Origin of the sequence: Aeromonas sp. Prich7-2 (assembly GCF_017939255.1) — a bacterium.
Lineage (GTDB): Bacteria > Pseudomonadota > Gammaproteobacteria > Enterobacterales > Aeromonadaceae > Aeromonas > Aeromonas caviae.
Genome location: NZ_JAGKRI010000064.1, coordinates 31,206 through 45,230 on the forward strand (window position 1 = coordinate 31,206; position 14,025 = coordinate 45,230).

Annotated in this window: 11 protein-coding genes; 8 read left to right on the plus strand and 3 right to left on the minus strand. The window is 64.1% G+C overall.

Going from position 1 to position 14,025, the window contains the following annotated elements; genetic code table 11:
* The first annotated feature begins 19 nt into the window (after positions 1-19).
* From hisB to hisIE, 8 genes are all read left to right on the plus strand, one after another.
* Positions 20-1,153, plus strand: a complete 1,134-nt coding sequence (gene hisB, locus J9892_RS12860; protein WP_052815012.1) for a bifunctional histidinol-phosphatase/imidazoleglycerol-phosphate dehydratase HisB — start codon at positions 20-22, stop codon at positions 1,151-1,153.
* Positions 1,153-1,776 (plus strand): imidazole glycerol phosphate synthase subunit HisH, encoded by a 624-nt coding sequence (gene hisH / locus J9892_RS12865; RefSeq protein ID WP_039039129.1) that lies wholly within the window; start codon positions 1,153-1,155, stop codon positions 1,774-1,776. The genes hisB and hisH overlap by 1 nt, the downstream gene beginning before the upstream one ends.
* 5 nt (positions 1,777-1,781) lie before the next feature.
* Positions 1,782-2,528: a 1-(5-phosphoribosyl)-5-[(5-phosphoribosylamino)methylideneamino]imidazole-4-carboxamide isomerase gene (hisA, locus tag J9892_RS12870; RefSeq protein ID WP_052815013.1), complete on the plus strand. Its 747-nt coding sequence runs from the start codon at positions 1,782-1,784 to the stop codon at positions 2,526-2,528.
* Between the two features lie 132 nt (positions 2,529-2,660).
* Complete coding sequence (locus tag J9892_RS12875; RefSeq protein ID WP_010674688.1) at positions 2,661-3,770, plus strand: two-component system response regulator; 1,110 nt, start codon at positions 2,661-2,663, stop codon at positions 3,768-3,770.
* Positions 3,763-5,901, plus strand: coding sequence for a PAS domain S-box protein (locus J9892_RS12880; protein ID WP_113978458.1), 2,139 nt, complete (start codon positions 3,763-3,765; stop codon positions 5,899-5,901). The genes J9892_RS12875 and J9892_RS12880 overlap by 8 nt, the downstream gene beginning before the upstream one ends.
* The gene (locus J9892_RS12885) at positions 5,898-9,869 is read left to right on the plus strand and encodes a PAS domain S-box protein (protein ID WP_210538451.1); all 3,972 of its coding nucleotides are present in this window, start codon (positions 5,898-5,900) and stop codon (positions 9,867-9,869) included. The genes J9892_RS12880 and J9892_RS12885 overlap by 4 nt, the downstream gene beginning before the upstream one ends.
* 178 nt (positions 9,870-10,047) lie before the next feature.
* A complete protein-coding gene (hisF, locus tag J9892_RS12890; RefSeq protein WP_010674684.1) occupies positions 10,048-10,821 on the plus strand; it encodes an imidazole glycerol phosphate synthase subunit HisF in 774 nt (257 codons plus the stop codon).
* On the plus strand, positions 10,814-11,449 hold the full coding sequence (gene hisIE, locus J9892_RS12895) for a bifunctional phosphoribosyl-AMP cyclohydrolase/phosphoribosyl-ATP diphosphatase HisIE (protein ID WP_029314506.1): 636 nt from the start codon (positions 10,814-10,816) through the stop codon (positions 11,447-11,449). The genes hisF and hisIE overlap by 8 nt, the downstream gene beginning before the upstream one ends.
* A 92-nt stretch (positions 11,450-11,541) precedes the next feature.
* Here the strand turns inward: hisIE and J9892_RS12900 are convergent, their stop codons facing one another.
* The 3 genes from J9892_RS12900 to J9892_RS12910 form a co-directional block, all read right to left on the minus strand.
* Complete coding sequence (locus J9892_RS12900; RefSeq protein WP_042881380.1) at positions 11,542-11,862, minus strand: hypothetical protein; 321 nt, start codon at positions 11,860-11,862, stop codon at positions 11,542-11,544.
* A 66-nt stretch (positions 11,863-11,928) separates the two neighbouring features.
* Positions 11,929-12,627 carry a YafY family protein gene (locus tag J9892_RS12905; RefSeq protein ID WP_193550731.1) on the minus strand — a complete coding sequence of 233 codons (699 nt, stop codon included), beginning with the start codon at positions 12,625-12,627 and terminating at the stop codon, positions 11,929-11,931.
* Positions 12,628-12,817: 190 nt separating this feature from the next.
* Positions 12,818-13,957 carry an AMP-binding protein gene (locus J9892_RS12910; RefSeq protein ID WP_280520808.1) on the minus strand — a complete coding sequence of 380 codons (1,140 nt, stop codon included), beginning with the start codon at positions 13,955-13,957 and terminating at the stop codon, positions 12,818-12,820.
* Between the last annotated feature and the right edge of the window lie 68 nt (positions 13,958-14,025).

The following is a 14,025-nucleotide window of genomic DNA, read 5'->3' on the forward strand; positions in this document are numbered from 1 at the left end:
GACAAGCAAGGATGTAGCGATGAAAACCCCGTTTTTGTTTATCGACCGTGACGGCACCCTGATCGAGGAGCCGGTCACCGACAAGCAGGTGGACAGCCTTGCGAAGCTGCGCTTCGAGCCCATGGTGATACCTGTGCTGCGTGAGCTCCAGGCCGCCGGCTACGTGCTGGTGATGGTGACCAACCAGGATGGGCTCGGCACCGCCAGCCTGCCCCTTGAACACTTCCAGCCGCCCCACGACCTGATGATGCACCTCTTCGAATCCCAGGGTGTTACCTGGGAGCAAGTGCTGATCTGTCCACACTTCCCTACCGACGGTTGCAGCTGCCGCAAGCCTCACCTTGGGCTGGTGAAGGAGTATCTCGCCTCGGGCCGCATCGACTTTGCCAACTCCTTCGTGATTGGCGACAGACAGACCGACATCCAGCTTGCCGAGAACATGGGCATCCGCAGCATACGTTACCACCCGCAAGATCACGGCTGGACTGTCATTCGTGATCAGCTGCTCTCCAAGGGGCGCGTGGCCGAGGTGGAGCGCTACACCAAGGAGACCCGCATCCAGGTGGCGGTGGATCTCGACAAGAGCGGTGGCAACCAGATCGCCACCGGCATCGGCTTCTTCGATCACATGCTGGATCAGATAGCGACCCACGCGGGCTTTCGCCTCAAGCTCAAAGTGAGCGGCGATCTGCACATCGACGATCACCACACGGTGGAAGATGTGGGATTGGCGCTGGGTCAAGCCCTGCGCCAGGCCCTTGGCAACAAGCGCGGCATCGGCCGCTTCGGCTTCGTGCTGGCGATGGACGAGGTGCAGGCGGTGATCGACGGGCGTCCCCGCCAGGAGGCTGACAACACCTCGCTGACCGAGCTGGACGTGGCCACGGCGCTGGATCTGAGCGGCCGTCCCTACTTCGTGTTCGACTGCCCGAGCGGCTTTGGTCGCGACAGCGTGGGAGAGATGGCCACCGAGATGGTGCCCCACTTCTTCCGCTCCCTCTCTGACGCCATGGCCATCACCTTGCAGATGAAGGTGGGCAGCGGCAACACCCACCACCAGGTGGAAGCGCTGTTCAAAGGCTTTGGCCGCGCCCTGCGCCAGGCCATTCGCGTGGAAGGGAGCGAGCTTCCCTCCAGCAAGGGGGTGCTGTGATGGGGAAACAGAACCTGGTCATCATCGACACCGGCTGCGCCAATCTCGCCTCGGTGCGCATGGCGTTCGAGCGCCTCGGCGTGCAGCCCAGGGTGAGCTGCAAGGCCGCCGACATCGAGCAGGCCGACAAGCTGATCCTGCCCGGCGTCGGCACTGCCATCGCCGCCATGAAGAACCTCAATGAGCGGGAACTGGTGCCCCTCATTCGCGCCGCCAAGCAGCCGCTGCTCGGTTTTTGCCTCGGCATGCAGATGCTGGCACAGGCCTCGGAAGAGAACATGAGCGCCGATGGCAGCGAAGGAGCGCTCATCGACTGCCTCGGCATCGTGCCTGGCAGGATCCGCCTGATGGAGGTGGGCAACCTGCGCCTGCCCCACATGGGCTGGAACCAGATTGAACACGACGAGACCCACCCGCTACTCAAAGGCATCCCCAGCGGCAGCTACTTCTACTTTGTCCACTCCTATGCGCTGGAGGTGACCGACGCGACCCTGGCGACCTGCGACTACGGCCTGCCCTTTACCGCCATCGTCGGGCGGGACAACTTCTTTGGCGCCCAATTCCACCCGGAGCGATCCGGCCCGGCCGGTGCCCGCCTACTGCAAAACTTTCTGGAGCTATGACAGGCATGATTATTCCCGCAATCGACCTTATCAACGGTCAGGTCGTGCGCCTCTACCAGGGCGACTACGGCCAGAAAACCGCCTACAGCGACAACCCGCAGGCCCGCTTCGATGGCTATGTCAGCCAGGGGGCGGCGCAGCTGCACCTGGTGGATCTGGACGGCGCCAAGGATGCCAAGGCCCGCCAGTTGGCCCTCATCGCCCAGCTGCTGTCCGCCACCGAGGCACCGGTGCAGGTCGGCGGCGGCGTGCGCAGCGAACAGGATGTGGCCGACTTGCTGGCGGCCGGCGCCAGCCGGGTGGTGATCGGTTCCACCGCCGTCAAATCCCCGGATCTGGTGGCCAGCTGGATGGAGAAATATGGTCCCGAGCGCATCGTGCTGGCCCTGGATGTCAACATCGATGAACAGGGCAACCGCCACATCGCAGTGGCTGGCTGGCAGGAGAACAGCGGCATCTCCATCGAGGCGCTGATCGAGCGCTTCCTCCCCGCCGGACTCAGGCATGTGCTCTGCACCGACATCAGCCGGGACGGTACCCTGGCGGGCACCAACGTCGAACTCTACCGGGATCTCTGCGCCCGCTACCCGAGCGTCGGCTTCCAGGCGTCCGGCGGTATCGGCGGTCTGGCGGATATCGAGGCGCTCAAGGGAACCGGCGTCAAGGGGATCATCCTCGGCCGTGCCCTGCTGGAGGGCAAGTTTGACGTGGCAGAAGCCATTCACTGCTGGGGTGACGGCCGCGCTGCGTGACGCGCCCCTTTCCGGCATCAGACAGCCTGCCCATCCGGGCAGGCCTCTTTCTCCCCGATGGGGGCGAACCTTATGATTTGGCAGCAATTGGCTCTATACTCGACCTCACAGGGATAGCGTCATGGAAGACATATGTTGACACCTCACAACGCCACCATCCTGATCGTCGACGACTCACCCGAAAATCTGATGGTACTGACCGAATTGCTTTCGCCTCATTACCGCGTGCTGGCTGCACAGAGCGGGGAAAAATGCCTGCGCATCGTCAGCGCGGATCCAAAGCCTGACCTCATCCTGCTGGATGTGATGATGCCCGGCATGGATGGTTATGAAGTGCTCAGGCAATTACGTCAGTCCCCGATCAGCAGCCGTATTCCCGTCGTTCTGCTCACCGCCCTCGCCGACCCCCAAAGCGAGGAGTTCGGCCTCTCCCTCGGCGCCGCCGACTACATCACCAAGCCCATCAAGCCGGTGGTCGTTCAGGCCCGGGTGCGTACCCAGCTGGAGGCAAAGCAGGCCCGTGACGGCCTGCAAAACCAGAATGCGGCGCTGGAAGCCGAGGTCGCGCGGCGAATGGCGGAAAACGACCTGATCCAGCAGGTCTCCATCCGCGCCCTCGCCCATCTGGCGGAGATCCGCGACCCCGAAACCGGCAACCATATCCTGCGCACCCAGGGCTATGTGCGTCTGCTGGCGAGCGCCCTGGCTGATCACCCCCGTTTCGCCGATACCCTGACCCCGGGTTACATCGACCTGCTGAGCCGCTCCGCACCGCTTCATGATATCGGCAAGGTGGGCATTCCCGACCACATCCTGCTCAAACCGGGCAAGCTGACCCCGGAGGAGTGGCAGATCATGCGCACCCACGCCAAGCTCGGCAGCGATGCCATCGAGGAGGCCGAACAGGACATGGAGCAGCCCCTGGCCTTCCTCACCCTGGCCAAGGAGATCGCCCACTGGCACCACGAGAAGTGGGATGGCAGCGGCTACCCGGACGGCTTGCAAGGGGACGCCATCCCCCTCTCGGCTCGCCTGATGGCGCTGGCAGACGTGTTTGACGCCCTCATCTGCGCCAGGGTCTACAAGCCGGCCATGAGCTACGACGAGGCTCGCGCCCTCATCCTCTCCGGCAGCGGCCACCATTTCGATCCCGATGTCGTGACCGCCTTCGATCGCCATTTCGACGCGTTCGTCACCATTGCCGAACGCTACCAGGATGGCAGCGAGGCCGTGGATGGCTGAGGCTCCTCTGACCCGGGCACATGTGCTCAACGTCGTGCTCACCTATGCCGCCGTGGCAAGCCTGTGGATCCTGCTCTCCGACAAGGCGGTGGAGTGGCTGTTCAGCACCCCTGCCCAGTTCGCCATGGCAAGCACCATCAAGGGCTGGCTCTTCATCCTCATCACGGCCCTCATGCTTTATGCCATGCTGCGTCGTCGCATCAGCCAGCCAGCGGTGACGCCCGCCCTCTCCCGGCGTCAGTGGATCCCCTTCCTGCTGCTCAACGGGCTCATCCTGGCCCTGACCGCCATGGCCATCGCCCGCAACATCGAACTGACCCGGGACACGGAAGTGGCCCGTCTCGAAGCCATCGCCGATCTCAAAAGCCGGCGCATCACCGAATGGCTCGACAACCGCGATCAGGATGTCCGCCAGATCATCGAGAGCCCGCGTTATGGTGCCCTGCCTCCTGATGGGCTGACGGCAAAGACACAGTGGCTGACACAACTGCAGGACGTCCTCTCGCTGCGTGGATTCCAGGGGGCGACCCTGCTTGATCCTGCCGGCCATATCCTGTGGCAGACCCCGGGGGCTGGCCCCGTGAATAGTCCCCTGCAGGCCGCCCTTTCCCGGGTTGAGGCAGGCAAGGTGCTCAGAGTGGCCCCCTATGTCGATGGAAAGGGATACGCCAGACTGGATTTTCTGGCTCCCCTCGGCCCGTCAGGCCACGGGACCACCGTCCTCGCGCTGCACATCATCGGTACTGACTGGGCCGATCGCATCCTTCGTACCTGGCCCATCCCAGACAGCAGCGGAGAAGCCATTCTGTTTCGCCAGCAGGGGGATCAGGTCCACTATCTGAGTAGCCTGCGCTATCGCCCGGAACCGGCTCTCACCCTGCACTATCCCGTCACCCACCCCACCCTGCTGGCAGCCCAGTATTTGCGGCTCGCCGAACGCGGCACGCCCCAGGTGCTTTATGGCCAGGATTACCGGGGCAGCGAGGTCTTCGGGGTTGTCTATCCGGTCATGAACACGGACTGGTACCTGCTGGCCAAGATCGACAAGGCGGAACTCTACCAGGCCACCTTCAAGGAGAGCGTCTGGATCGGTCTCATCGGCCTGCTGGTGCTCTTTGTCACCAACGCCGGCATCATCCTGCTGCGCCAGCACACCCGGCTGCAGATGGCCGAGCAGCTTCAGCACTCCCAGTCCCAGCGGCTGGAGGCGTTGCAACTGCTCTCCGCCATCGCCGACAGCTCGGAAGACGCCATCTTCGCCAAGAACAAGGAGGGCAGATACATCCTCTTCAACCGGGCCGCCAGCCAGTTTGTCGGCAAGCCGGTTGACGAGGTGCTGGGCCAGGATGATCTGACGCTCTTCCCGCCGCAGCAGGCGCAGATGCTGATGGCATCCGGGCGCCAGGTCATAGAGCGCAACCGGGTGCAGACCGAGGAGGAGTACCTGACCCTGCCCGATGGCGAGCATGTGTTTCTCGCAACCAAAGGCCCCTTGCAAGACAGCGAGGGGCAGGTGATCGGGATCTTCGGCATCTCTCGGGACATCACGGACTTCAAACGGGCCGAGGCCGACTTGCGAGAGCGCGAGGGGCTGTTCCGTGCCCTGGTGGAGCAATCCCTTGCCGGGATCTACATCATCCAGCAGGGTCGGCTCTGCTACATCAACCCCTGTTTTGCCCGACTGTTTGGCTATGACACCCCGGGGGCGCTGATCGCCGTTGGCCAGTTACACGCCCTTGCCGCTCCCAAGGACAGCACCAGGGTCGCCGAGCTGGTGCACGCGTGCGAGCAGGACGCGCGCGATATCCACACCCGCTTCAGTGCCCTGCATCAGCACGGGGAATCCCTGGAGGTCGAGCTGTACGGGCGGCGCGTCGACTACCTCGGCCAGCCCGCCATCATCGGCATTCTGCTCGATGTCACCGAACGGGAGCAGGTTGAACAGGCCCTGACCCGCCAGGCCAGCGAGCTGCGCCAGCAGAACCATGAGCTGGAGCGGTTCAACAAGGTGATGGTGGACAGGGAGCTCGCCATGCTGGCCCTCAAGCACCAGATCAACGGGCTCTCCCGTCAGCTCGGAGTGCCGCCCCCCTATCCCCAGGCCCCCATGCCACCGGAGGATCTCCCATGATGAGCTGGTCACCCCTGTGGCATGTGCGCCCCTCTACCCAGCGCTGGGGGATCTCCCTGCTGGCCGTGCTGCTGCCCGTTCTGATGTTGCAAATCCGTGTCCAGCTGCCCATCGCCTTTGGTGAGCGACCGCTGCTGGTTCTCTTCATGCTGCCCATCATCGTCTGCGCCCTGTTGGGGGGCTTGTTGCCTGGTCTGCTCTGCACCCTGATCACCGCCCTGGTCACCAGCTATTTCATGCTCCCCCCCATCTATTCACTGAGTGTCGAGGCTGGCCAGGATCTGGTGCAATGGTGCCTGCTCATCGCCAACGGTCTGCTCATCAGCGTGCTCAGTGCCGCCTTTCATCGCGCCCGGGCCAGAGAGGTCCTGCGCTGGCAGGAGCTGATGAACACCCAGAACCAGTTGCAGCAGAGCGAGAACCGCTTCCAGGTCACCTTCGAACAGGCAGCGGTCGGCATCGCCCTGGTCTCCCCCGATGGACACTGGCTGCGTGTCAATCAGCGGCTGTGCCACATCCTGGGCTACCGGGCCGACGAGCTCACCGGGATGACGTTCCAGCAGTTGACCCACCCGGACGATCTCTACCTCGATGAGGCCCATGTGGCCCGGGTACTGGCGGGAACTATCCCCCACTACACCCTGGAGAAGCGCTACCTGCACAAGGGGGGCGAGATCATCTGGACCACTCTGACAGTGGCCCTGGTGCGCGACGCCGAAGGTAATCCCGACTACTTCATTTCCATCATCGAGGACAACCGGCAGAACAAGGAGACCGAGGAGGCGCTGCGCCGCAACGAAGCCATACTGCGCGAGTCCCAGCGTCTCGCCAAGATAGGGAACTGGCGCTGGCGCGTGGCCGATGACAGCCACTTCTGGTCACCGGAGATCTATCGCATCTATGGCCGGGATCCGGCCCTCCCCCCCGCCGTCTATCCCGAGGTCAGAAAATACTTCACTCAGGAGGGGTGGCACACGGTGGCCCAGGCCGTCGAGCGCTGCAGGCTGGACGGGCAGCCCTACGAGTGCGATGCCGAAGTGATCACGGAGCAGGGGGAGACCGCCTGGGTCATTGCCCGCGGGGCGGCGCTCAGGGACAGGGATGGCACCATACTCGAGCTCTACGGCACCGTGCAGGACATCACAGAGCGCAAGCTCGCGGAGCAGCGCCTGCAACACAATCAGCAGATGGCGCTCGATACCCAGCGTCGTGCTCGCCTCGCAGCCCTGAACCTGATGGACGACGCCATCAGTGCACGGGTGCGCGCCGAAACCGTCAGCAGCGCCCTGCGCGAGAGCGAGCAGCGCCTGCTGATGGCCCAGGAAGGGGCCCATGTCGGCATCTGGGAATGGGACATGGTCAGCAACCGTCTCTTCTTCTCGCCGGAATGCGCCCGCCTCTATGGCCGCAGTGCCGAGGTGCTCGGCGAGCTGGCAGCCTGGCAGGCCTGCCTGCATCCGGATGACAGGCCCCGCATCGAGCAGTTGCTGGCGGAGCGGGCGGTCAGCGGCGCCCCCGTCGAGCTGGAGTTCAGGATCCTGCTGCCAGATGGCGGCATCCGCTGGCTGGTGAGCAAAGGGAGCGTCTATCGGGACGCCCAGCAGCGACCCGTGCGCCTCCTTGGCATCCATCTGGACATCACCCAGAGCAAGCTGGCCGAGCAGCAGTTGCGCCAGTTGTCCCTGGCCCTCGAACAGAGCCCTGACGGCGTCTTCATCACCGACACCCGGGCGCGCATCGAGTACGTCAACCCCGCCTTCCTCGCCGCCAGCGGTTACCAGCAGCACGAAGTGATAGGCCGGACCCCGTCCCTGCTGCGCTCGGGCCTCACCCCGGATGCCAGCTATGTCGCCCTGTGGGATGCCATCAACCACGGCCAGCGCTGGCATGGCGAATTCATCAACCAGCGCAAGGATGGCTCCCACTACCAGGTGCTGGCCACGGTGTCGCCGATCCGCCAGGAGAGCGGCGAAATCATCCACTACGTCACGGTCCAGGCCGACATCACCGAGAAGAAGCAGCTCGGCGAGGAGCTGGACCAGTATCGTTACCACCTGGAGGAGATGGTCAACGAGCGCACCCGGCAGCTGGCCCAGGCCCACCAGCGGGCCGAAAGCGCCAACCACGCCAAGAGCGCCTTCCTTGCCAACATGAGCCACGAGATCCGCACCCCCATGAACGCCATCCTGGGGCTCACCTATCTGCTCAAGCGCGACACCCGGGATCCCACCGACCTCGAACGGCTGACCAAGATAGACACTGCCGCCCAGCACCTGCTCAGCATCCTCAACGACATCCTGGATCTCTCCAAGATCGATGCGGGCAAGATGACGCTGGAGCTGACCGATTTCTCCCTCACCGCCATGCTGGACAACGTCCGCGCCCTGATGAACGACCAGGCCAGGGCCAAGGGGCTCACCATAGTGACGGACATCGGCGATACCCCCGCCTGGGTGCACGGCGACATCACCCGCCTGCGCCAGGCCCTGCTCAACTATGCGACCAACGCCATCAAGTTCACCGAGCAGGGAACCGTCACCCTGCGCGTCAGGCTGGCCCGCCCCCTCACCACCGGCTACCTGCTGCGCTTCGAGGTGGAAGACACCGGCATCGGCATCACCCCTGCGCAGCGCGAGAAGCTGTTCCAGGCGTTCGAACAGGCGGATGTCTCCACCACACGCAGATATGGCGGCACTGGCCTTGGCCTTGCAATCACCAACCGGATCGCCGCCCTGATGGGGGGTGAGGTCGGAGTCACCAGCGAGCCAGGCCAGGGAAGCTGCTTCTGGTTTACCGCCAGGCTGTTCAAGGCAAAGGAGGACGCTCCTTCCCGGACCCCGTCCGAGCAGGGGAACCAACAGTCCTTCAGCTTCCCTCGCCACGCCCGAGTCCTGCTGGTGGAAGACAACGCCATCAACCGGGAAGTGGTGCTCGAGCTCCTGTGCCACAGCGGCCTCGTCATCGAGACGGCCGTCAACGGCCAGGAGGCCCTGGCCCGCGTCCGCCAGCATCCCTTCGACCTCATCTTGATGGACATACAGATGCCGGTGATGGATGGCTACAGCGCCACCCGCGCCATCCGGGCCCTGCCCGGCATGGACAGGCTGCCCATCCTGGCGCTCACCGCCAGCGCCTTCGAGGAGGACAGAAAGGCGAGCGAGTCGGCCGGCATGAACGATTTCATTGCCAAGCCCGTCACCCCCGCCAAGCTGTTTGAAGCCCTGCAGCGCTGGTTGCCCCAGGGCAAGGTCCCCGAGCTTGCCCCGGACGACAGCACTCGCCATCCCGTGACAGGCCCCCTTGCCCGCTTGCAGGCACACCCGGGACTGGATCTCGACCAGGGGCTGGCGGCCCTCAACGGCAATCAGGAGAAATACCTGGCCCTGCTTCGCTACTTCATCCATGAGCATGGCCAGGACATGGCCCGGCTGCACCGCCACTTGCAGGCCGGGGAGCACAGCGATGCAACTCGCATGGCCCACAGCCTGCGCGGCGTGGCGAGCACCCTGGGGGCACATGAGCTGTCGCGCCACTGCCTGGCCCTGGAGCAGGCCATCGCGGGCGGCGACACTGAGCCCACCGGACTCATGTCATCCATCGATGAGGAGATCGCCACCCTTTGCGCTCTGCTCGGGGACGATCTCGCCGCCCCGACCACCGATCTGGTGCCCCTGGGAGATCAGTGGCGCCAGCAACTGCTGGGCCAGATGGAAGCCCTGCTGGTGCAAAGCGACACCGCCGTGATCCCCCTCTACGAGCAGTATTCCGGTCCCCTTCGCCTCATGCTGGGGTCTCGCAGCGACACCCTGACCAGGCAACTGAAGGCGTTTGATTTTGATGCCGCCCTGCTCACCCTGCGCCAGCATATGGCAACGGACGAGACCCACCCGGACGATCGGGCTCCCCTCCCCGAGGCGCCAGCCTGCCATCCGGGGCAGGTCAAGGGCGACAAAGGGTTGAATCACTGAATGAAGTCATGCATATAGTGGGGTGCCCAGAGGCGACGAGACGGCCTGCCGGGCCTGTCGTTTCTCCCTTCATGGGCCCCCGTTCAAGGCATGCCAACCCTGTTCCCGTCCGCCGCCCGGGCCAACGCCGGCGGCAGAACGACGTTTCTTTAACCGTGCTTTACATGGAGCAATGAGCATGTTGTCAAAGCGTATTATCCCCTGCCTCGACGTCAAAGATGGCGTGGTGGTCAAGGGCGTGCAGTTTCGCAACCACGAGGTGATGGGCGGCATTGTCGACCTCGCCCGCCGCTACGCCGCCGAGGGCGCCGATGAGCTGGTCTTCTATGACATCACCGCCTCGAGCGACGAACGGGTAGTAGACAAGAGCTGGGTAAGCCGGGTGGCGGAAGTCATCGACATCCCCTTCTGCGTCGCCGGCGGCATCAAAAGCGTGGAGGATGCCCGCCAGATCCTGGAATTCGGTGCCGACAAGGTCTCCATCAACTCCCCCGCCCTGGCCGATCCCACCCTGATCACCCGGCTCGCCGAGCGCTTCGGCGTGCAGTGCGTGGTGGTGGGTATCGACTCCTACTTCGATGCCGCCCTCGGTCAATATCAGGTCAAACAGTTTACCGGCGACGAGAGCCGCACCCGCACCACCACCTGGACCACCCTGGAGTGGGTACAGGAAGTGCAGCGCCGGGGCGCGGGGGAGATAGTGCTCAACGTGATGAACCAGGACGGCATGCGTCAGGGATACGACCTTGAGCAGCTCAAGCTGGTGCGCGCCGTGTGCAAGGTGCCCCTCATCGCCTCCGGCGGCGCCGGGGCCATGGCGCACTTTCGCGATGCCTTTACCCTGGCCGACGTGGACGGGGCGCTGGCCGCCTCCGTGTTCCACAAGGGCCTCATTCCCATTCCCGAATTGAAACGCTGGCTGAAAAACGAAGGAGTCGCCATCCGTGAATAATCAAGCAGTAGACAATGCATTGCCGCTGGCCGAGCGCCTGGACTGGGCCAAGTGTGAGGGCATGATCCCCGCCATCGTCCAGCATTCCCTCAGCGGCGAAGTGCTGATGCAGGGCTTCATGACCCGCGAGGCGCTGGAAAAGACCCAGACCACCGGCCAGGTCACCTTCTTCAGCCGCAGCAAGCAGCGCCTGTGGACCAAGGGCGAGAGCTCGGGCCATGTGCTCAAGCTCGTCGCCATCACCACCGACTGTGATCAGGACTCCCTGCTCATTGCCGCCGACCCGGTCGGCCCCACCTGCCATCTGGGCAACCCCTCCTGCTTCGACGGCCACCCCGTGCCGCCGCTCGGCTTCCTGGCCGAGCTCGAACAGATCCTGGCATCACGCAAAGGGGCAGATCCCGCCACCAGCTACACCGCCAGCCTCTATGGCAAAGGCACCAAGCGCATCGCCCAGAAGGTGGGTGAAGAGGGGGTGGAAGTGGCCCTGGCCGCCATGGCGAAAGACAGAGAAGAGCTCATCAACGAATCCGCTGACCTGCTCTACCACCTGACCGTCTTGCTGCAAAACGAAGGCTTGGGTTTGAAGGATGTGGTGCAGCGCCTGCATGAGCGCCACACCAAGTAATTATTGAATTCTGTTCAACAAAACGGGCCCTGTGGGCCCGTTTCATTTCATGATTGTCCCCTCGCCGGGGGATGGCAGGCCCCGCGCCGCCCTCAGCCGATACGGGTCCAGAAGCTCATGTTGACCGAGTGATGGTCAAGCAGGGTCAGGTACTCCCCTGCCACGTCGTTGTGCAGCCACTGCTGGCAGTAGGCTTCCACCAGCGACTGGCTGGGGGCCATCACCACGTCCGCATAGAGGCCGTCGGCGCCGCGCAGCAGGCAGTGCATGATGAGCCCGGATTGCTGGACAAGAAACTCGGACTCGACCCGCCGTGACAGGGCGAGCAAATCAGCCTCCGTCACCCCTTCCCTGAGCCTGAAGGTGGCAAATTCGACGCCCCCTGCCTCTTGCATGTCACCCTTGATGATCATCTCGTTTTCTCCGTTGTGGATGGTCTGGAGAACCCAGCATAACGAAGGGCTACTGACAGCCTTGTGTCAGTCCTGAATGACCTTTTCGGCGCCACTGCGCCCAGGGGGAAACGCGTCCGACTGGCGCAGGGCAAGGTAATCGGCCAGGGTCGCGCCAGGTGGTGCCCCTTCTCCCGGTCGGCACGGCGCCAGGGTGTCGATGCGATCCACCCTGAAATCCCGGTAGGCCCGGCGCAGCGCACACCAGGCGCCGAGCGTCCAGCATCCGCCCCAGTAGAAGAGCCCGAGGGGAAAGAGCTGGCGTTCCGTCCTGCTGGCGCTGGCATCCCGGTAACCAATGTGCAGCCAGTGACCGGCCGTGATGGCGTCGTGCAACCTGTCCCAGCGAGCGTATGCAGGGTGCGCCGTGGAATAGTCCGGCACCCGCACCACGGGGACGCGAGGTGCCCGAGCCTCCTTGGCGGGCAGCGCCGCCTCAATCTTGGCGAGCAGGGCGCGGGCCGGATCGGCCATCCCCTTGCCCGTCAGCACCGCCACCAGGTTCACCCCGGTGATGAGGGCCTCCAGCTCGGCCGCACTCAGTTGCAACGGGGCCATTTCGAACCCCTCGCTCAGCCGATAGCCCAGCCCGGCTTCCCCGTAAACCGGAATGCCCGCCAAAGAGAGATCGTCGATATAGCGGTAGATGGTGCGCTCCGACACGCACAGGCGCGTCGCCAGATCCCGGGCGGTCAGGGGTTGATGCGCCCGCAGCAGGTTGGTCAGTTGAAACAGTCGATCCGATTTTCTCACAGGCATCCTCAGGCTCGCGGGACATGTCAGGCATGGTAAGCCGGAACGGGCTCGAAAGGCACGTCTTGTTGGCTGGCGACCGCTACCGGCGAGGCCCTGCTTCTTTACATCGCGCAACACAAAACGGGCCCGCAGGCCCGTTGATGGCGCGGCGCCTTTGTCGTCACGCCAACTGCTTGCGCAGCATGAATTTTTGCACCTTGCCGGTAGAGGTCTTGGGCAGCGGGGTGAAGATGATGCGCTTGGGGGCCTTGAAGTGGGCCATCTGCTCGCGGCAGAACGCAATGAGCTCGGCCTGGGTGAGCTCGCGCCCCTCCTTGAGCTTGACGAAGGCGCAGGGCACCTCCCCCCAGGTCTCGTCCGGCATGGCGATCACCGCGGCTTCTTCCACATCGGGGTGGCGATAGAGCACGTCCTCCACCTCCAGGCTGGAGATGTTCTCCCCGCCGGAAATGATGATGTCCTTGGATCTGTCCTTGATCTCCACATAGCCGTCCGGGTGCCAGACCGAGAGATCCCCGCTTCTAAACCATCCCTGTGCCATCGCCTCCTCGCTCGCCGCCGAGTTCTTGAGGTAGCCCTTCATGACGATGTTGCCCCGCAGCACTATCTCTCCCAGGGTTTTGCCATCCATGGGGACCGGCTCGCCGCTGACGGGGTTGATGACCCGCATCTCCCCTTGCAGGGGGGAGGCCACCCCCTGACGCGCCTTGAGACGGGAGAGCGTGGTGGCATCCTGCCCCTGCCAGCGTCTTTGCGGCTCGCACACCACGCAGGGGCCATAGGTTTCGGTGAGGCCATAGACATGGGTCACGGCGATCCCCATGGCCTCCATGCCGGCGATCACGGTGGCGGGCGGCGCTGCCCCCGCCGTCATCGCCTTGACGGGGTGTTCGAGTCCCTGTTTGAGGGCCGGATCGGCATTGTTGAGCATATTGAGCACGATGGGGGCGGCGCAGAAATGGCTCACCTTGTGTTCGCGCAGCGCCCCGTAGATGGCCGCCGCCTGCACGTGGCGCAGACAGACGCTCACCCCGGCGGTGGCCGCCAGGGTCCAGGGGAAGCACCAGCCGTTGCAGTGGAACATCGGCAGGGTCCAGAGGTAGACCGGGTGCTTGGGCAGCTCCCAGGAGAGGGCATTGTTGACCGCATTGAGGTGGGCGCCGCGATGGTGATAGACCACCCCCTTGGGGTTCCCCGTGGTGCCGGAGGTGTAGTTGAGGGAATTGACATCCTCCCCCACCTTAGCGCTTCGCGTCACAGGAGGGGGATTCCCATTACTGGGTGATAGCTGCTCGCGCAGTACCGGGTTCCTGCTTCATCGGGCGGCCTGATTGCACCACGCCTCCACAGGCTAAAACGGCGTGTCCC